We start from the raw sequence: 18519 nt of genomic DNA, 5'->3' as shown, positions 1-18519 counted from the left end.
GAACGTCGCGGCACACGCGCTCACGGGCTGTTGATGTCGCGCTGGTTACCCATGGTGCTTCCCATCGAGTCGGAGAGAACCATGGGCCACGACACTGACCAGCGCGAAGAAGTGCGCCGCCAGGCGGCGGGGATGTCGCCGGCGGGCAAGGCGGATTTCACCGATACCGCGTCGCACGCCAGCGGTGCGGTGGACGGGACCCGCATCTACGAGGTCGCCGCCGGCGACGACCTGCAGGGCATCGCCCGTCGCTTCTACGGCAATGCCGACGGCTGGCGGCGGATCCTGGACGAGAACCGCGACCTCATTGCCGACCCCGGTCGGCTCGTGGCGGGGCAGATGCTGAAGATTCCGGCGAAACCGTGAGCCTCGCGCGGCCAAGGCGACGCGCCGACATCGCGCGTTCAGCTGGCCGCCTCAAGCTGAACGGCGCACCGCGGTGCTGATGGCCTGCTCACGAGCCGTTTACCGCGCCGCCGTTACCTGTGGTCGCCAGCTTCCCGCAGTGCCTTGGTGAAGTCTCGTGTTCGACGCGCTTGGCGACGAACTCCCAACCCGGATCGGACCCAAGCCAGACGGGTCCGTGCAACCCCGGGCTTTCCGCGATGAAAAGAGGTGCCCCCATGAAAACTACCCGACAACCCCTGATGCTTGCCGCGTCGCTGGCCGCAGCACTGGCGCTGGGTGCGTGCGGCAAGAGTGAGCCGGCCTCGCCGGTGCCCTCCAGTCCGCCGCCGAGCGGAACGGCAGCGTCCACCTCGCCGGAGCCACCGGCATTTCCGCCCCCGGCCACCAGCACGGGCTTGGCCAATGAGGGCGCCGTCGCGGCCGTGAGCTTCACCTCGCTTGAAGTGGGTTCGAGCGTCGACGCCAACCACAAGGTCGTGGCCACGGCCACCAGCTTCGCGCCGAAGGACACCATCTACGCGTCGGTCGAGACCACGGGTTCGGGCCACGCCACGCTGACGGCCCGGTGGCTCGGCCCGCGGGACCAGGCCTTGCACGAGGACAGCAAGGAGCTCGATGCGTCCGGCCCGGAAACGACGGCCTTCATGATCAGCCAGCCGGAGGGCTTCCCGCAGGGCGACTACAAGATCGAGATCTCGCTGGACGGGCAGCCGGTGGCGAGCAAGGACTTTTCCGTGAAGCCATGACGCTCCCTGCGCCTGGCCGCCGAAAGGGACGCGCTCGCCGCGTCCCTTTCGTTTTGCGGTGGAAGGGTCGGCGGGCATGACGACATGAAGGCGACGCGCTTTCCCGTGGCACGCTAAAACGCGACAATGGGCAGATTGCACGCGCGATGATCGGGTCTTTCGCCGCCGCGATGACGCCGAGCGTGCAACGACATCCATCCCGCGCCACGCGGCAGCAGAGAGGTTCACTCATACCATGTCCACGTCGTCCAAGATCATCTACACGCTGACCGACGAAGCCCCGTTCCTCGCCACGCAGTCGCTGCTGCCGATCATCGCTGCCTTCGCCGGCACCGCCGGCATCGCGGTGGAGACGCGCGACATCTCGCTGGCCGGGCGCATCATCGCGCTGTTCCCCGAGCGCCTGCGCGAGGACCAGCGCATCGCCGACGACCTCGCCGAGCTGGGCCGTCTGGCCACCACGCCGGAGGCGAACATCATCAAGCTGCCCAACATCAGCGCCTCGATGCCGCAGCTGAAGGCCGCGATCAGGGAATTGCAGGGCCAAGGCTACGCGCTGCCGGATTATCCCGACGAGCCGAAGGACGCCGACGAGAAGGACATCAAGGCGCGTTACGACCGGGTCAAGGGCAGCGCGGTGAACCCGGTGCTGCGCGAGGGCAACTCCGACCGCCGCGCGCCGGTTTCCGTGAAGAACTACGCGCGCAAGCATCCGCACCGGATGGGCGCGTGGAGCACAGATTCGAAGACCCGCGTGGCGCACATGGACGGCGGCGATTTCTACGGCAGCGAGAAATCCGTGACCGTGGAGCATGCCGGCAGCGTGCGCATCGAGTGGTTCGGCAGGGACGGCAGCCAGGTCGTGCTGAAGCCGAAGACGACGCTGCTCGCCGGCGAGATCATCGACGCGGCGGTGATGTCGCGCCGCGCGCTGGCCGCGTTCATCGACGCGCAGATCGCCGACGCAAAGAAGCAGGGCGTATTGTTCTCGCTGCACCTCAAGGCGACCATGATGAAGGTCTCCGACCCGATCATGTTCGGCGTGGCGGTGGGCGAGTTCTACAAGGACGTGCTGATCAAGCATGCCGACGCGCTGAAGCAGGCCGGCTTCAATCCGAACAACGGCATCGGCGATCTGTACGCGCGCCTCGGCAGTCTGCCGGAGGCGACCCAGGCGGCGATCAGGGCCGACCTCGATGCCGAGTACGCGCAGCGTCCTGCGCTGGCGATGGTCAACTCCGACAAGGGCATCACCAACCTGCACGTGCCCAGCGACGTGATCATCGACGCCTCGATGCCGGCGATGATTCGCGACTCCGGCAAGATGTGGAACGCGAAGGGCGAGCTGCAGGACATCGTGGCGGTGATCCCCGACCGCAGCTACGCCGGCGTCTACCAGGCCACCATCGAGGACTGCAAGGCGCATGGCGCGTTCGATCCGGCCACCATGGGCAGCGTGCCGAACGTGGGCCTGATGGCGCAGGCGGCCGAGGAATACGGCTCGCACGACAAGACCTTCCAGATCGCTGGCGACGGCGTGGTGAAGGTGATCGACGAGGCCGGCAAGGTGCTGCTGCAGCATGACGTGGAAGCCGGCGACATCTGGCGCATGTGCCAGACGAAAGATGCGCCGATCCAGGATTGGGTGAAGCTGGCGGTGAGCCGCGCGCGGCACACGCCGGCGGTGTTCTGGCTGGACCCGCAGCGTGCGCACGACCGCCAGGTGATCGCCAAGGTCGAGCGCTACCTGAAGGACCACGACACCAGCGGCCTGGACATCCGCATCATGGATCCGGTGGCGGCCACGAAGTTTTCGCTCGAGCGCATCCGCCAGGGTCTGGACACGATCTCGGTCACCGGCAACGTGCTGCGCGACTACCTCACCGACCTGTTCCCGATCATGGAGCTGGGCACCAGCGCGAAGATGCTGTCGATCGTGCCGCTGATGGCCGGCGGCGGCCTGTTCGAGACCGGTGCCGGCGGCTCGGCACCGAAGCACGTGCAGCAGTTCCTGGAAGAGAACTACCTGCGCTGGGATTCGCTCGGCGAGTTCCTCGCGCTGGCCGCCTCGCTGGAACACCTCGGCAACCGCCACGGCAACGCCGAGGTGGACGTGCTGGCCAAGACGCTGGACCAGGCCAACGGCAAGTTCCTCGACACCGACAAGTCGCCCTCGCGCAAGGTCGGCGGCATCGACAACCGCGGCAGCCACTTCTACCTCGCCATGTACTGGGCACAGGCGCTGGCGGCGCAGGACGTGAGCGCCGCGCTGAAGGCGAGGTTCGCGCCGCTGGCCAAGGCGCTGACGGAGAACGAGGCGACCATCGTCGACGAGCTCGCCCGTGTGCAGGGCAAGCCGGTCGACATCGGCGGCTATTACCACCCGGACCGGATGAAGGCCGGCGCGGCGATGCGGCCCAGCGCCACGCTCAACACGGCGCTGGGGTTGTTGTCCGCGTGATGGCGTGATCGCGGCAGATCAGGCGCTGGCCTGATCCAGCGCCGCGATCTCGTCGGCGCGCAGCGAGAGCTGCAAGGCGCCGAGCAGTTCGTTCAATTGCGTCACGCTGGTGGCGCTGGCGATCGGCGCACTGATGCCCGGGCGCGCCATCAGCCAGGCCAACGCCACCTGGGCCGGCGTGGCGTGATGGGCGGCGGCCACCGCGTCCAGCGCAGCCAGCACGCCGAGTCCGCGCGGATTGAGGTGGGCGCGCACGCCACCGCTGCGTGCCGGATGGCCGGCGAGGTCGGCCGCCTGGCGGTACTTGCCGCTGAGGAAACCGCTGGCCAACGCGTAGTAGCAGATCACGCCGATGTTTTCGCGGCGGATCAGCGGCTCCAGTTCGGCCTCGTAGCCGCGGCGGCTGACCAGGTTGTATTCCGGCTGCAGCACGTCGTAGCGCGGCAGGTTGTGCTGCCTGGATACGGCCAGTGCGTCGGCGAAGCGTTCGGCGCTGTAGTTGGAGGCGCCGATCGCGCGCACCTTGCCCTGCTCGATGAGTCGCGCGAAGCCGCCCAGGGTGTCGGCCAGCAGCACGCTGGCGTCGTCCTCGTGCGCGAAATACAGGTCGATGTGATCGGTCTGCAGCCGCTGCAGCGAACCCTCCACCGCCTGCTGCAGGTTCACCGGCGCCAGCCCGCGGTGCCGCGTCCATTTGCCGACCTTGCTGGCGATCACCACCTGGTCGCGCTTGCCACTGCGCCGCAGCCACTTGCCGATGATGGTCTCCGACTCGCCGCCGTGGTTGCCCGGCACCCATGCCGGGTAGACGTCGGCGGTGTCGATCAGGTTGCCGCCGCCATCGACGAAGGCGTCCAGCAGCTCGAACGCGCGCGGCTCGTCCACCGTCCAGCCGAAGACGTTGCTGCCGAAGGCGAGCGGCGCGATCGAAAGGGAGGTGCCGCCGAGTGACCGCTGTTGCATGGAACGCCTCTCCTGGTAACGAGCATGGAAAAAGGCGCGCGACGGTTGTCGCGCACCTTCATTCACATGGTGCATTCCAGACCGCATTCAAGCCGCGGATGGCTAGTGCGGCGCCACGATGCGCGGCCACACGGCGGCGCAGCAGGCCAGTGCCGCGGCCTTGGCGTCGCGGCTGACGGGTGCTTCGACGGCCTCGGTGTCGGCGGTGTCGGCGGCCGGGGTTTCCGTGCGCCATTCGAGGTCGTCCTTGTGCAGCAGGTGGCCGTGCAGGAACAGCAGATCTTTCCAGATCGAGCTCATGGGGTGCCTCCTCGGGAGGGTGTCAGGCTTGGGGTGTGCTCAAGATACGCGCGCGGACAAGCGCCAAAAAGCGATATATTCGCAAGCCAGACTTGAGAGATATTCAAGATGGGCAAGCTGCCGCTGGGACTGCTGCAACAGTTCGTGCTGATCGCCCGCCAGGGCAATCTGTCGCGCGCGGCGCGCGAGGCGAACCTCACCGTCAGCGCGCTCAGCCATCAGATGAAACAGCTGGAGGAGCGGCTGGATCGGCGCCTGTTCGAGCGCGGGCCGCGCGGGGTGACGCTGACCGTCGACGGCAACTGTTTGCTGGAAGCGGTGGGCGAGCACGTCGACGGCATCGAGCACGCGCTCGGCGCCTATCGCACGCGCCACCACGACGCGCTCACGCTCAGCGCCAGCCCCGGCATCATGTCGAGCTGGCTGGTGCCGCGGTTGCCGAAACTGGTCGCTGCGTATCCGGAGCTGGAGCTCAGCCTGCAATCCGGTTCGACCCTGGTGAACTTCGCGCGCGAACCGGTGGACGTGGCGCTGCGTTACGGCCGCGGCCAGTGGCCGGAGCTCCTCTGCGAAAGGCTGTTCGGCGAATGGATCGCACCGGTGGCCGCGCCCGCACTGGTCGCGCGGATGGCCGGCGTCGATCCGCACGATTTGTCGCGCTGGCCGCTGCTCGGCGAGCCCGGCGAATCGACCCGCTGGAGCGACTGGTTCGGCCGCACCGGCGGCACGCCGCCGAAACGCTACGTGGCGCAGTTCGACAGCCTCGACGCGCTGCGCCATGCGGCGCTGGAGGGTCTCGGCGTGGCGCTGGGGCGGATGGTGACGTCGAAGTCGCTGATCGACGCCGGCCGCCTGCAGGTGCTGGGCAACAGCTACCTGGCGGTGAAGGAGGCCTATTGGCTGGTGTATCCGCCGCGCTCGCAGGAGCACCGCGGCCTGCAGCGCTTCCGAGACTGGCTGCTGGCGGAGGCGGCCGAATACCGGGGGCAGATGTCGAGCTTCCGGCCCGACGACCCGGCGGTCGATTGACGCAGTTGCGCAAAGTGGCTGAAAACAGGCCATCATCGCGGGTCGTTGCCGATCCATTGCGAGGAGTCGAACCATGAAATCACGTGCCGCCGTCGCCTGGGCCGCCGGCCAGCCGCTCTCCATCGAACAGGTCGACGTGGCCAGCCCGAAGGCGGGCGAGGTGCTGGTGCGCATCGTCGCCACCGGCGTGTGCCACACCGATGCGTTCACCTTGTCCGGCGACGATCCGGAAGGGCAGTTCCCGGTGATCCTCGGCCACGAGGGCGGCGGCATCGTCGAGGAAGTCGGCGCGGGCGTGACCTCGCTCAAGGTCGGCGACCACGTGATTCCGCTGTACACGCCCGAATGCGGCGAGTGCAAGTTCTGCCGCTCGGGCAAGACCAACCTGTGCCAGAAGATCCGCGTCACCCAGGGCCGGGGCCTGATGCCCGACGGCACCTCGCGGTTCTCGCTCGACGGCAAGCCGCTGCTGCACTACATGGGCACCAGCACGTTCAGCGAGTACACCGTGCTGCCGGAAATCTCGCTGGCGAAGATCAACAAGGCCGCGCCGCTGGAAAAGGTCTGCCTGCTCGGCTGCGGCATCACCACCGGCATCGGCGCGGTGCTCAATACGGCGAAAGTGGAACCCGGCGCCTCCGTCGCGGTGTTCGGCCTGGGCGGCATCGGCCTGTCGGTGGTGCAGGGCGCGGTGATGGCCAAGGCCGGACGCATCATCGCGATCGACCGCCACCCGGAAAAGTTCGCGATGGCCAAGGCGCTCGGCGCCACCGACTGCATCAACGTGGCCGACTACCCCGACACGCCGATCCAGCAGGTCATCGTCGAGCTCACCGATGGCGGCGTGGACTACTCGTTCGAGTGCATCGGCAACGTGCACGTGATGCGCTCGGCGCTGGAGTGCTGCCACAAGGGCTGGGGCGAGTCGATCATCATCGGCGTGGCCGGCGCGGGCCAGGAGATCAGCACGCGGCCGTTCCAGCTGGTCACCGGCCGGGTGTGGCGCGGCTCGGCGTTCGGCGGCGTCAAGGGTCGCTCGCAACTGCCCGGCTACGTCGACCGCTACCTGGCTGGCGAGATCCACATCGACGAGATGATCAGCCAGGTGCTGCCGCTGGAGCGCATCAACGAGGCGTTCGAGCTGATGCACGGCGGCAAGGTGATCCGCTCGGTGATCCATTACTGAGCCGTTCTTGCGGGCTGCGGGATGCCGTAGAATGGGTGCGCGAGAGGGGCGGGCGCACGGCTCGCTTCCACCTGTCCACCTGGTCTGCACGGTCTTTCCGCCATATTGGCCGCCATCAACCGCTTTGTGCTCCACCTGCCCCGCGACGGCCTCGGCCGGAGGCGGGCAGTCGCGTGGCGCATTCGAACCACCACTGCATCGCGTCCGGACGGCCTGCGGGCCAGGGAGTCAACGATGAACCAAGCGAATCCTGCCAACTCTTCGTCCCGCGCACGATCGCGGCCGCGTTTCGCCTGGCTGCTGATCGCCGCGCTGGCGCTGCCGGCATGTGCGCAACAGGTGGCGCCGGGCGCCTCCACCGAAGCGGACCAGCCGGCCGATGCGCTGGTGCCGCCGACCAGCGCCAGCGATTTCACCGCCTCGCAACTGGACCAGGTGCTGGCGGGCAGCTGGCGTTCGCCGGCCAACCGTGCGCGTGACGTCTATCGCCATCCCAAGGCGACCTTGCAGTTCTTCGGCGTGCAGCCGGACCAGACGGTGATCGAGATCACCCCCGGCGGTGGCTGGTACAGCGAGATCCTGGCGCCGCTGCTCAACGACAACGGCCACTACATCGCCGCGGTGACGGCGCCGCGCCGCGACGCCGAGGCGCGCCGCGACGACAGCGCGCTGCATCGCCTGTTCGCCGCCGATCCGGCGCACTACGGCAACGCGAAAATCATCGAGTTCGATCCGCACGCGCCGGTGTTCGGCCCGCCCGCCTCGGCGGACGCGGTGCTGACCTTCCGCAATGTTCACAACTGGGTCCAGGCAGGTACCGCGCCGGCCATGTTCAAGGCGTTCTTCGCGGTGCTGCGGCCCGGCGGCGTGCTGGGCGTGGCCGACCATCGCGCCGCGCCGGGTGCCAGCCTCGAATCGGTGAAGGGCAGCGGCTACCTGCCCACCGACTACGTGGTGAAGCTGGCCGTCGAGGCTGGTTTCGTGCTCGACGGCAGCAGCGAGGTCAACGCCAACCCGCAGGATACGCACGACCATCCCAAGGGCGTGTGGACGCTGCCGCCCACGCTCACCCTGGGCGAGCAGGATCGGGCGAAGTACCAGGCCATCGGCGAGTCGGATCGCATGACGCTGCGCTTCGTCAAGCCGACCGCGCCGACGAGTGCCGCCACTGCCGCCGCCACGTCCGCCCGGTAATCCGGGCGGTCGCTGCACCCGTCATGCTGCTGGCGCTGAACAAGCCGTACGGCGTGCTCTGCCAGTTCACCGACCGCGAAGGCCGCGCCACGCTGGCCGATTACGTCGCGCAAACGGACGTCTATGCGGCTGGACGGCTGGATCGCGACAGCGAAGGTCTGCTGCTGCTCACCGACGACGGCGCACTCGCACACCGGCTCACCGACCCGCGCCACAAGCAGGCCAAGACCTATCTGGCCCAGGTCGAAGGTTGCATCGACGAAGCCGCGCTGGCCGCGCTGCGCCGTGGCGTGAGATTGAACGACGGCCCGACCCTGCCGGCCGAGGCCGCCTTCGCCGCCGAACCGGACTGGCTGTGGCCGCGCGACCCGCCGGTGCGCTTCCGCCAGGCGATCCCCACCAGCTGGCTCAGCCTCACCCTGCGCGAAGGCCGCAACCGTCAGGTGCGTCGCATGACCGCCGCGGTCGGCTTTCCGACCTTGCGGCTGATCCGCGTGCGCGTCGGCGACCACACGCTGGATGGCCTGGCCCCCGGCGAGTCGCGCGTGCTGACGGTGTAGGGCGGGCGCTGCCCGCCGCTCTTCACTCTTCGGGACGCGGAATCCGGCGGGCAGTGCCGCCCTACGCCAGCGGCGGCAATCCGAAGAACGCCTCGGCGGTCGCCGTGCTGTTCGCGGCGGTGACTTCCGGACTCTCGCCGCGGTCGCGGGCGATCTCCTCGCAGATGTGCCTCAGGTACATCGGCTCGTTGCGCCGATGCGCCGGCGACGGACGCACCGTGCGTGGCAGCAGGTAGGGCGCGTCGGTCTCGATCATCAGGCGGTGCGCGGGGATCTCGCGCACCAGCTCGCGCAGGTGGGTGCCGCGGCGTTCGTCGCAGATCCAGCCGGTGATCCCGATGTGGCAATCCAGTGCGAGGTAGTCGCGCAGCGCCTCGCCGGTGTCGGTGAAGCAGTGCACCACCGCGCCGGGCACCTTGTCGCGCCAGCGCCGCAGCAGCGCGACGAAATCGTCGTGCGCATCGCGCTGATGCAGGAACAGCGGCTTGTGCACATCCGCCGCGATCCGCAGTTGGCGCTCGAACACGGCCAGCTGGACCTCGCGCGGCGAGTAGTTGCGGTTGTAGTCCAGCCCGGTTTCACCGACCGCGCGCACCGCCGGGTCGCGCGCCAGCTCGCGCAGCAGCGCCTCGGTGGCGTCGTCGAAGTCGATCGCGTGGTGCGGATGCACGCCGGCGGTGGCGAACAGGCGGCCGGCGTGGTCGTGTGCCAGGGCCAGCGCGTGGCGGCTGCCGTCGGCAGAGGCGCCGGTCACGATCATCCGGCTCACGCCGTGCTCCTGCGCACGCGCCAGCATGGCGTCGAAGTCGTGCCGGAACGACTCGTGGCCGAGATTGGCGCCGATGTCGATGAGCTGCATGAAAGGCCTGCGGGAAGCGGGAAATGGGCGACGAAAGAACACGAGTTTGGACAGGTTCTCGGAATTTTTCCAATTGACGGGCCGTGCGCCGCTCTCCTACGGTCGCCGATTCGCCGCTCCGGGGAGGGCGGCGGAATCCAGCTGACCGTGCTGCGGCGCCTGCGCACCGCCACGGCAGATCGTCTGACTGTTTTGGGGGATGGAAATGCTCAACAAGAAACTCGTCGCTGCCCTGGTCCTGGCTCTGGGTGGCGCCACCGCCGCGTCGTGCATGGCCGCAACGCCGCTGCACATCCACGCCGGTGCGATGGGTCGGATCGCGCCTGCAACGCTGGCGAACCGACTGGGCCTGGGGACGGACGCCTCGTTCCAGGCGGATCGCCAGCTGCGCACCGCGCACGGCACGCTGAAATCGCGCGAGCGGCAGACCTGGCGCGGCGTGCCGGTTTACGGCCGCAGCGTGGTGGTGGAACGCGACACGCGCGGCGCGGTGCTGTCGGTAGCGGGCTCGGCCGAGCGCGACATCGGCGCGCAACTCGCTTCGGCGCAGCCGCGGCTGACGGCCGCCGCCGCTACCGCCGCGCTGCGCCGGCACATGGGCGATACCGGCCTGGCGGCACGCAATGTCGACAGCGAGCTGTTCGTCTACCCGCAGGCCGGTCGCGCGCCGCGGCTGACCTATCGCGTGTCCTACGTGCTGGACAACCACGGCCAGCCGTCGCGACCGACCGCGATCGTCGACGCCGACACCGGCGCCGTGCTCAAGCAGTGGGACGGGCTCGCCCACGGCCGGCGTCCGCCGGGCGGCGGCAGCACGCCGGTCGCGGTCACCGCCACCGGCCCGGGCGGCAACGCGCTGACCGGCTCGTACAACTACGACAACTCCGGCCCGGGTCTCGAGCGCCTCGATGCGGTGCGCATCGGCAGCGTGTGCTACCTGCAGGACGCCGACGTGGCCACCTACAACCTGGCCGGCGGCCAGCGCGTCACGCAGTGGTCGTTCGGCTGTGCCGGCAGCAATCCGGCGCTGTGGGTGAGCCAGGGCGACGCGATCAACGGCGCATATTCACCGATCAATGATGCGCATCATTTCGGCGGCGTGGTGCACGACATGTACTCGACCTGGTTCGGCGAGCCACCGCTGAAGAACACCGACGGCTCGGCGATGCAGCTGTCGATGTGGGTGCACTACGGCACCAACTACGAGAACGCGTTCTGGGACGGCCGCGAGATGGTGTTCGGCGACGGCGACCAGTACTTCTTCCCCTTCGTGGTGCTGGACGTGACCGGGCACGAGATCAGCCACGGCTTCACCGAGCAGCATTCGGGGCTGGAATACACCGGCCAGTCCGGCGGCATGAACGAGGCGTTCTCCGACATGGCCGGCGAGGCGGTGAAGTACTTCGACCGCGGCAGCAACGACTTCATGGTCGGCGCGGACATGGTCAAGCCGGCCACGGTGCCGCTGCTGGGCATGGCGGCGCTGCGCGACATGTGCACGCCGAGCAACGATGGTGCATCCATCGACAGCGCGCGCGATTACAACGACTCGCTCGACGTTCATTACAGCAGCGGCGTGTACAACCGCGCGTTCTGCCTGCTGGCCAAGACCAGCGGCTGGAACACGCGCAAGGCGTTCGAGGTGTTCCACGACGCCAATGCGCTGTACTGGAGCCCGGCCGAAACCTTCGACGGCGGCGCCTGCGGAGTGGAACAGGCCGCCACCGACCGTGGCTATGCCGAGGCCGACGTGGCCGCTGCCTTCAACGCAGTGGACGTGGCCTGCGCCGCACCCTGAAGCGGCCCGTTCGGGCCGAATCCGCCACCGGGCGTGACCGGCGCAAGCCGCACGCCCGGGTGGCTGCACATCACACGCCAGGCACCGCCACGCGCATCGTCGCGCGGGCGGCGCCGCACAGGAATCTCAAAATCATGAACACGATCTACAGCAAGATCTGGAATGCCGCGCTGGGCGCGGTGGTGGTGGTATCGGAGCTGGCCTCGCGGCGCGGCCGTCGCGGCGGTTCGCGCCTGCGCCTGGTCGCCGCCGGCGTGCTGGCACTGGCGCTGGCGCCGCTGACGATCCACGCGCAGACCGCAGCCGCGAGCTGCACCTACACCGTCGACGGCGTCACCACCACGGTGCCGGCCACGCCCACCGGCGACGGCGCCTTCGTCTGCGGCGTGGATGCGGTCGCCAGCGGCGACAACGCCAGCGCATTCGGCTCCCACGCCAGCGCCACCGATGGTTCCGCCACGGCGGTGGGCGGCGACTATGTCGATACCGACGGCACGGTCTACAGCACCGAGGCGAGTGCCTATGGCGCGACCGCGTTGGGCGCCGGCGCCGGCGCGGACGGCATCGACAGCACGGCGGTCGGCTCGCTGGCGTACGCCACCGGGCAGGGCGCGTTCGCCGGCGGCGCCAACTCCGGCGCGGATGGCTACAACAGCGTGGCGCTCGGCGCCAACGCGCAGGCATCGGACCGCGGCGGCATCGCGATTGGCGGCGGCGATCCGGACCCGGCCAATGGCTTCCTCGCCACCGAAGCCCAAGGTGAGGGTTCCATCGCCGTCGGTTCGCTGGCGGCTGCCGAAGGGCGCGGCGCGATCGCGCTGGGCTACCAGACCGTCGGCGTCGGCGACAACGCCACCGCCACCGGCAACGGTGCCTGGGCGCAGGGCGCCGGCGCAACCTCGGTCGGCGGCGCGGCCTACACCGGCGCCGACGCGGCCACCGCGGTAGGCAACAACGCCACCGCGCTGGCGCAAGGCGCGTTGGCACTGGGCGCAGACAGCCATGCCGAAGGCGTGTTCTCGATCGGCATGGGTACGCAGGACAGCAACGGCTACGGCGGCGCCATTGGCGAACAATCGCTGGCGCTGGGCTACGACAGCGGCGCGCTGAATGCCGGCACGGTCGCGCTGGGCGGCTACAGCGTTGCGCCGGGCTTCCTGGGCACGGCGCTGGGCTACAACTCGATGGCCATCGGTGACTACTCCCTGGCCAGCGGCACGGGTGCAGCGGCCAGTGGCGCCAGCAGCGTGGCGGTGGGCGAGAACTCGGCGGCCAGCGGCGACGAGAGCGTGGCCGTGGGTGGCAGCGCCGTCGGCGGGCAGTTCTTCACCGAGGCATCGGGCGTCGGCGCGACCGCGCTGGGCGCCGGCAGTTACGCCACCGGCGACTATGCCGCGGCGTTCGGCTGGCTGGCCGGCGCCGACGCGGTCAACGGCACCGCGCTGGGTTCGGGCGCGTGGGTGCAGTCCACCGCCGACAACGCGGTGGCGCTGGGCGCGCAGTCGCTGGCCGATCGCGCCGACACGGTGTCGGTGGGCAGCGCCGGCTTCGAGCGCCAGATCACCAACGTGGCCGCCGGTACCCAGGGCACCGATGCGGTGAATCTGGACCAGCTCAATGCGCTGCAGGCGCAACTCGACCTGACCGGCGCCGCGCTGGGCGACAATACCGCCGCGATCACCACCAACACCGCGGCGATCGGCGCGTTGGACGGCCGCGTCACCACCATCGAGGGGCAGATCGGCGATCTGCGGCAGAGCACGATGGAGCTGGGCGCGGTGGCGATCGATACGGTCGGCGACGGCAGCGACGACGCCAACGTGCTGGCCGGCTCCAGGGGCCTGGCGATCGGTTCGGCAGCCTCCGCCGGTGGCGATCATGCCACCGCGATCGGCGGTGACAGCCTGGCCGCCGGCGCGAACGACACCGCGATCGGCGGCAATGCCAGGGTGAACGCCGACGGCAGCACCGCCGTGGGCGCCAACAGCACGGTCGCGGCGAGCGCCACCAACGCGGTGGCGCTGGGCGAAGGCGCCTCGGTGACCGCTTCCGGCGCCGTCGCGCTGGGCCAGGGTTCGCTGGCCGATCGCGCCAACACGGTGTCGGTGGGCACGGCCGCGAACAACCGCCAGGTCACCAACGTGGCGGCCGGCAGCCAGGCCACCGACGCGGCCAACGTGGGCCAGGTCGAGCAGGCGCTGGTGACGGCCAAGAGCTACACCGACGCCAACGCGCAGCAGACCCTGCGCAGCGCCAACGCCTATGCCGACGCCAAGTTCGCCAACGTCGCCTCCACCGCCGACGTGAACGGCTTGCGCGACCAGATGAACGACCGCTTCCACGGCGTCGACAAGCGCATGGACCAGGTCGGCGCGATGGGCACGGCGATGGCGCAGATGGCGTTCAGCACGCAGGGCATCAACACGCCCAACCGGCTGGGCGTGGGTGTGGGCGGCTACCGCGGTGAAGCGGCGTTGTCGGTCGGTTATTCGCGGCAGCTGTCGCCGCGCGCCAACCTGACCTTCGGCGCGGCGGTGAGCGGCAACGAGGCATCCGGCGGCGTGGGTGTCGGCTTCGGCTGGTGACACGGTGGGGACGGCGGGCGGTCTGATGCCCGTCGTCCCCGTTTCGCGGTGGGTAATGCCCCGCAGGCTCCGTTGTGATACCAATGGCGTTTTCCGCGCGGTGTCGGGGGGCGCCGCGTATCGGGCATGCATTGAACGTGAGGTGACGGATGTCGGCAGCCATCGAGCCGGCGGGTGGCGGGGCAGGCGTGGGCGATGACCGCGAGGCCGCTGTCTGCGCCTGGCTGGTCGCGCGCGGCCGGCTGAAGGATTCCGACCTGGGCCGCGCACGGCGCCTGCACGAGGAATCCACCGAAGGTACGCTCACCACGCTGATGGCGCGGTTGGGGCTGGTTTCCGAACGCGACCTGGCCGAGGCCTGGGCCGAACTGCTGCAGGTGCCGCTGCTGGCCGCGCGCGACGCGCCGGAATTGCCGCCGGCCGAGCTGGAACTCTCGTTGCGCTTTCTCAAGCAGCAGCATGTGGTGCCCGTGCAGGAAGGCAGCGACGGGCTGGCCCTGCTGGTGGCCGATCCGGCCGATCCGTATCCGCTGCACGCGGTCGAGCTGGCCGCCGGACGCCCTGTCGCACTGCGCGTGGGGCTGCGTTCGGAGATCGATGGCCTGATCGAGCGCTATTACGGCTCCGGCCGTTCGGCGATGGGCACCATCGTGGAGAACCTCGACGGCAGCGCCGCCGAGGAGGACGACGTCGAGCACCTGCGCGACCTCGCCTCCGAGGCGCCGGTGATCCGGCTGGTGAACCTGATCCTGCAGCGCGCGGTGGAGCAGCGCGCCTCGGACGTGCACATCGAGCCGTTCGAGAACCGCCTGAAGGTGCGCTACCGCATCGACGGCGTCCTGCATGAAGTCGAAGCGCCGCCGTCGTCGTCGACCGCCGCGGTGATTTCGCGCGTGAAGATCATGGCGCGGCTGAACATCGCCGAGCGCCGCCTGCCGCAGGACGGTCGCATCCAGCTGCGCGTGCAGGGCAAGGAGCTGGACCTGCGCGTGTCCACCGTGCCGACCAGCTTCGGCGAATCGGTGGTGATGCGCATCCTGGACCGCGAATCGGTGGTGTTCGATTTCGCCTCGCTCGGCTTCACCGACAGCTTCCAGCAGCGCTTCGTCGACGTGCTGAACAAGCCGCACGGCATCCTGCTGGTCACCGGCCCCACGGGCTCCGGCAAGACCACCACGCTGTACACCGCGCTGAGCCAGATCAACACCAACGACGTGAAGATCATCACCGTCGAGGACCCGGTCGAATACCAGCTCGAAGGCATCAACCAGATCCAGGTGAAGCCGCAGATCGGGCTGGATTTCTCCGGCGCCCTGCGCTCGATCATGCGCCAGGACCCGGACGTGATCATGATCGGCGAAATGCGCGACCTGGAAACCTGCCGCATCGCGATCCAGTCCGCGCTTACCGGCCACCTGGTGCTGTCCACGCTGCACACCAACTCGGCCGCCGGCGGCGTCACCCGATTGCTCGACATGGGCGTGGAGGATTACCTGCTCGGCTCCACCATCAACGGCATCCTGGCGCAGCGCCTGGTGCGCCGGCTCGATCCGGAAACCGCGATTGCCTACGAGGCCTTGCCCGAGGTGATCGCGCAGTTCGAACTGGAGAAATACACCGACGAACGCCCGATCCGCCTGTGGAAACCCGGCACCAGCGCGACCAACCCCAGCGGCTACCGCGGCCGCCGCGCGATCATGGAGTTCCTCACCATGAGCGACCCGCTGCGTCGCCTGGTGATGCAGCGCGCCAGCGAGGGCGAGATCGAGAAACAGGCCCGCGCCGAAGGCATGCGCACCATGTACGAGGACGGCATCGCCAAGGCCGTCGCCGGCATCACCACGCTGGAGGAGGTGATGCGTGTCACGCAGGAGGGCTGAGAATCGGGAATCGGGAATAGGGAATAGGAAGAGCAGGGGCCGCAAACTCGCGGCGACCCGCTTTTCCCATTCCCTATTCCCTATTCCCCATTCCCGGCTGGCGGAGCCAGCCAAGTGAGCCAGTTCCGCTACAAGGCCGTCAACGACGCCGGCGAAACGCTGCAGGGCCAGATGGAAGCGGGCAGCGTCGACGAGGTGATCGCACGGCTGCAGGACCAGGGGCACACGCCGCTGGAGGCGCGCTCGGCGGAGGGCGCGGCGACCGGCAGTGGCTTGGCCGGCATGTTCAAGCGCGGGCCGTTCACCGGCGATCAGCTGGCGCTGTTCACCCATCAGCTGGCGACCCTGCTCGGCGCGGGCCAGCCGCTGGACCGCGCGCTGACCATTCTGCTCGACCTGCCCGAGGGCGAATCGGCGAAGAAGCTGATCGAGCGGGTACGCGATCGCGTGCGCGGCGGCACCACGCTGTCCGCGGCGCTGGACGAGGAGCACGGCGTGTTCCCGCGCCTCTACATCAGCCTGGTGCGCGCGGGCGAGGCGGGCGGTTCGCTGGAGGAAACTCTGCGCCGGCTGGCCGACTACCTGGAGCGCGCGCAGGCCTTGCGCGGCAGCATCACCAACGCGCTGATCTATCCGGCGTTCCTGATGGTCGGCGTGCTCGGTTCGCTGGTGCTGCTGCTGGCCTACGTGGTGCCGCAGTTCGTGCCGATCTTCCAGGACATGCAGGTGCCGATCCCGTGGATCACCTCGGCCGTGCTGGCGCTGGGCAACCTGCTGGCGGACTGGTGGTGGCTGATCGCGGTACTGCTGATCGGCGGCGGGCTGGTGTGGCGCGCGCGGCTGCGCGATCCGGCGGCGCGGCTGGCCTGGCACACGCGCCTGCTGGGGCTGCGCGTGATCGGCCCGCTGCTGCTCAAGGTCGAGACCGCGCGCATCGCCCGCACGCTGGGCACCTTGCTGCGCAACGGCGTGCCGCTGCTCGGCGCGCTGACCATCGCGCGCCAGGTCACCGGCAACGTTGCGCTGGACGCGGCGCTCGGTGCGGCGCACGAACAGGTCAAGGGCGGTGCCGGCCTGAGCCTCGCGCTGGGCCAGTCGAAACTGTTCCCGCGCCTCGCGCTGCAGATGGTGCAGGTGGGCGAGGAAGCCGGCCAGCTCGACGGCATGCTGCTGAAAGTGGCCGACACCTTCGAACTGGAATCGCGCCGCTCGATCGACCGCCTGCTCGCCGCGCTGGTACCCGCGCTGACCATCGTGATGACCGTGCTGGTGGGCATCATCATGGCCGCCATCCTGCTGCCGCTGCTGAGCATGACCAGCAGTATTCAGTGATTGAGAGCAGGGAATAGGGAATGGGGAATAGGGAATAGGGAATAGGGGAGTACGAAGCAGTTGGGTTTTTCGATTCAGTGATGGAGAGAACGTGATGGTGATGTCTTTGGTGTCGATGGAACGGAGAGTTGGAGATCGGGAGCGGGGAGGCGGGAATGCGGCAGGCTCCCGAGCGCGCCCTATTCCCTATTCCCCATTCCCTATTCCCGGGCGAAGCCGCGGGCGCACGCAGCGCGCCGGCGGCTTCACCCTCCTCGAAATGCTCGCCGTGATCGCGCTGATCGGCATCGTGGCGGTGGCGGTGATCACCAAGGTCATCCCCAGTTTCGACAAGGGCAAGTACAAGACCGGCAAGATTCAGTTGAGCACGCTGTCGCAGGACATCGACAACTACATGCTCGACAACGGCACGCCGCCGCAGCAGCTGGTCGACCTGGTGAAAAAGCCCGGCAACGCGCCCAACTGGCAGGGCCCGTACGCCAAGGAGTCGCAGCTGAAGGACCCCTACGGCCACGACTACGGCTACCAGTACCCCGGCCAGCACGGCAAATACGACCTCGTCTTCTACGGCGAGGATGGCAAGCCCGGCGGCGACGGGCTGAATGCGGATGCCGGGAACTGGCAATGAAGCCGGGAATAGGGAATAGGGAATGGGGAATGGGAAGAGCGACGTGCTCGAGCGCTCTTCCCATTCCCTATTCCCCATTCCCTATTCCCTGCCGTGGGCGCGCGCAGCGCGCCACCGGCTTCACCCTCCTCGAAATGCTCGTGGTCATCGTGCTGATCGGGTTGGCGGCGGTGGCGGTGTCGGTGTCGGTGACGCGGGGGCTGGCCGGGGCGCGGGTGCGCGCGGCCAGCAGCGAACTGGCCGGGGCGTTGCGCGCGACGCGGGCGCAGGCGATCGTGCATGCCGACGAGCAGGTCTTCGACGTCGATACCCGCGCCAACAGCTACCAGGGTGCCAGCCATCGCGACGTCGCCCTGCCCAAGGGCCTCAAGGTCAGCATCACCAGCGCAAAGGAAGACCGCCCCGACGACCATACCGGCCGCATCCGCTTCTTTCCCGACGGCAGCTCCACCGGCGGCCGCATCACCTTGAAAGCCGGCCAGCGCGAATGGCACGTCAACGTGTCGTGGCTGACTGGCGAGGTGCGGGTGGTGGATCAGCCATGAGGGCGGGGAACAGGGAATCGGGAATAGGGAATAGGCAAAGCAAGT

General features: G+C 68.9%; 16 protein-coding genes. 13 read left to right on the top strand and 3 right to left on the bottom strand.

From position 1 onward, the window contains the following. Positions 1 to 81 precede the first annotated feature (81 nt). The 3 genes from ACVCMC_RS10700 to ACVCMC_RS10690 all read left to right on the top strand — a co-directional run bounded on the left by ACVCMC_RS10700 (position 82) and on the right by ACVCMC_RS10690 (position 3615). Positions 82 to 366 (top strand): LysM peptidoglycan-binding domain-containing protein, encoded by a 285-nt coding sequence (locus tag ACVCMC_RS10700; RefSeq protein WP_447097259.1) that lies wholly within the window; start codon positions 82 to 84, stop codon positions 364 to 366. A gap of 257 nt (positions 367 to 623) precedes the next feature. Beyond that, complete coding sequence (locus ACVCMC_RS10695; protein WP_447097258.1) at positions 624 to 1154, top strand: hypothetical protein; 531 nt, start codon at positions 624 to 626, stop codon at positions 1152 to 1154. 235 nt (positions 1155 to 1389) lie between these two features. After that, positions 1390 to 3615 carry an NADP-dependent isocitrate dehydrogenase gene (locus tag ACVCMC_RS10690; protein ID WP_447097257.1) on the top strand — a complete coding sequence of 742 codons (2226 nt, stop codon included), beginning with the start codon at positions 1390 to 1392 and terminating at the stop codon, positions 3613 to 3615. Between the two features lie 18 nt (positions 3616 to 3633). Here the strand turns inward: ACVCMC_RS10690 and ACVCMC_RS10685 are convergent, their stop codons facing one another. Next, positions 3634 to 4578 carry an aldo/keto reductase gene (locus tag ACVCMC_RS10685; RefSeq protein WP_447097256.1) on the bottom strand — a complete coding sequence of 315 codons (945 nt, stop codon included), beginning with the start codon at positions 4576 to 4578 and terminating at the stop codon, positions 3634 to 3636. A gap of 102 nt (positions 4579 to 4680) precedes the next feature. Next, complete coding sequence (locus ACVCMC_RS10680; protein ID WP_447097255.1) at positions 4681 to 4878, bottom strand: hypothetical protein; 198 nt, start codon at positions 4876 to 4878, stop codon at positions 4681 to 4683. Between the two features lie 108 nt (positions 4879 to 4986). Between ACVCMC_RS10680 and ACVCMC_RS10675 the strand changes: the two genes are divergently transcribed. The 4 genes from ACVCMC_RS10675 (at position 4987) to ACVCMC_RS10660 (ending at position 8847) form a co-directional block, all read left to right on the top strand. Then, positions 4987 to 5907 carry a LysR substrate-binding domain-containing protein gene (locus ACVCMC_RS10675; protein WP_447097254.1) on the top strand — a complete coding sequence of 307 codons (921 nt, stop codon included), beginning with the start codon at positions 4987 to 4989 and terminating at the stop codon, positions 5905 to 5907. Between the two features lie 73 nt (positions 5908 to 5980). Then, on the top strand, positions 5981 to 7093 hold the full coding sequence (locus tag ACVCMC_RS10670) for an S-(hydroxymethyl)glutathione dehydrogenase/class III alcohol dehydrogenase (protein ID WP_447097253.1): 1113 nt from the start codon (positions 5981 to 5983) through the stop codon (positions 7091 to 7093). A gap of 234 nt (positions 7094 to 7327) precedes the next feature. Beyond that, positions 7328 to 8287: a class I SAM-dependent methyltransferase gene (locus tag ACVCMC_RS10665; RefSeq protein WP_447097252.1), complete on the top strand. Its 960-nt coding sequence runs from the start codon at positions 7328 to 7330 to the stop codon at positions 8285 to 8287. Positions 8288 to 8310: 23 nt separating this feature from the next. Next, the gene (locus ACVCMC_RS10660) at positions 8311 to 8847 is read left to right on the top strand and encodes a pseudouridine synthase (RefSeq protein ID WP_447097251.1); all 537 of its coding nucleotides are present in this window, start codon (positions 8311 to 8313) and stop codon (positions 8845 to 8847) included. 61 nt (positions 8848 to 8908) lie between these two features. Here ACVCMC_RS10660 and ACVCMC_RS10655 read toward each other — a convergent pair whose 3' ends face one another. Then, the gene (locus tag ACVCMC_RS10655; RefSeq protein WP_447097250.1) at positions 8909 to 9706 is read right to left on the bottom strand and encodes a TatD family hydrolase; all 798 of its coding nucleotides are present in this window, start codon (positions 9704 to 9706) and stop codon (positions 8909 to 8911) included. 205 nt (positions 9707 to 9911) lie between these two features. On the opposite strand from ACVCMC_RS10655, the gene ACVCMC_RS10650 reads away from it, so the two are divergent. From ACVCMC_RS10650 to ACVCMC_RS10625, 6 genes are all read left to right on the top strand, one after another. Continuing rightward, positions 9912 to 11504 (top strand): M4 family metallopeptidase, encoded by a 1593-nt coding sequence (locus ACVCMC_RS10650; RefSeq protein ID WP_447097249.1) that lies wholly within the window; start codon positions 9912 to 9914, stop codon positions 11502 to 11504. 134 nt (positions 11505 to 11638) lie between these two features. Continuing rightward, on the top strand, positions 11639 to 14089 hold the full coding sequence (locus ACVCMC_RS10645) for an ESPR-type extended signal peptide-containing protein (protein WP_447097248.1): 2451 nt from the start codon (positions 11639 to 11641) through the stop codon (positions 14087 to 14089). Between the two features lie 149 nt (positions 14090 to 14238). Continuing rightward, on the top strand, positions 14239 to 15969 hold the full coding sequence (gene gspE / locus ACVCMC_RS10640) for a type II secretion system ATPase GspE (RefSeq protein WP_447097247.1): 1731 nt from the start codon (positions 14239 to 14241) through the stop codon (positions 15967 to 15969). A 114-nt stretch (positions 15970 to 16083) separates the two neighbouring features. Beyond that, entirely contained in the window at positions 16084 to 17301 is a 1218-nt protein-coding gene (gene gspF, locus ACVCMC_RS10635) for a type II secretion system inner membrane protein GspF (protein ID WP_447097246.1), read from the top strand. 202 nt (positions 17302 to 17503) lie between these two features. Next, the gene (gene gspG / locus ACVCMC_RS10630; RefSeq protein WP_447099489.1) at positions 17504 to 17929 is read left to right on the top strand and encodes a type II secretion system major pseudopilin GspG; all 426 of its coding nucleotides are present in this window, start codon (positions 17504 to 17506) and stop codon (positions 17927 to 17929) included. 83 nt (positions 17930 to 18012) lie between these two features. Beyond that, positions 18013 to 18474: a GspH/FimT family pseudopilin gene (locus ACVCMC_RS10625; RefSeq protein WP_447099488.1), complete on the top strand. Its 462-nt coding sequence runs from the start codon at positions 18013 to 18015 to the stop codon at positions 18472 to 18474. Positions 18475 to 18519: the final 45 nt, after the last annotated feature.

This window comes from Rhodanobacter sp. UC4452_H20 (assembly GCF_052978205.1).
The sequence above is the reverse complement of the archived record's forward strand: the minus strand, read 5'-3'. Positions and strand labels throughout refer to the sequence as shown.

Excerpts from the sequence above, each read along its gene's own strand:
- ACVCMC_RS10700 (WP_447097259.1), top strand. The coding sequence starts at position 82 with ATGGGCCACGACACTGACCAGCGCGAAGAAGTGCGCCGCCAGGCGGCG.
- ACVCMC_RS10695 (WP_447097258.1), top strand. The coding sequence starts at position 624 with ATGAAAACTACCCGACAACCCCTGATGCTTGCCGCGTCGCTGGCCGCA.
- ACVCMC_RS10690 (WP_447097257.1), top strand. The coding sequence starts at position 1,390 with ATGTCCACGTCGTCCAAGATCATCTACACGCTGACCGACGAAGCCCCG.
- ACVCMC_RS10685 (WP_447097256.1), bottom strand. The coding sequence starts at position 4,578 with ATGCAACAGCGGTCACTCGGCGGCACCTCCCTTTCGATCGCGCCGCTC.
- ACVCMC_RS10680 (WP_447097255.1), bottom strand. The coding sequence starts at position 4,878 with ATGAGCTCGATCTGGAAAGATCTGCTGTTCCTGCACGGCCACCTGCTG.
- ACVCMC_RS10675 (WP_447097254.1), top strand. The coding sequence starts at position 4,987 with ATGGGCAAGCTGCCGCTGGGACTGCTGCAACAGTTCGTGCTGATCGCC.
- ACVCMC_RS10670 (WP_447097253.1), top strand. The coding sequence starts at position 5,981 with ATGAAATCACGTGCCGCCGTCGCCTGGGCCGCCGGCCAGCCGCTCTCC.
- ACVCMC_RS10665 (WP_447097252.1), top strand. The coding sequence starts at position 7,328 with ATGAACCAAGCGAATCCTGCCAACTCTTCGTCCCGCGCACGATCGCGG.
- ACVCMC_RS10660 (WP_447097251.1), top strand. The coding sequence starts at position 8,311 with ATGCTGCTGGCGCTGAACAAGCCGTACGGCGTGCTCTGCCAGTTCACC.
- ACVCMC_RS10655 (WP_447097250.1), bottom strand. The coding sequence starts at position 9,706 with ATGCAGCTCATCGACATCGGCGCCAATCTCGGCCACGAGTCGTTCCGG.
- ACVCMC_RS10650 (WP_447097249.1), top strand. The coding sequence starts at position 9,912 with ATGCTCAACAAGAAACTCGTCGCTGCCCTGGTCCTGGCTCTGGGTGGC.
- ACVCMC_RS10645 (WP_447097248.1), top strand. The coding sequence starts at position 11,639 with ATGAACACGATCTACAGCAAGATCTGGAATGCCGCGCTGGGCGCGGTG.
- gspE (WP_447097247.1), top strand. The coding sequence starts at position 14,239 with ATGTCGGCAGCCATCGAGCCGGCGGGTGGCGGGGCAGGCGTGGGCGAT.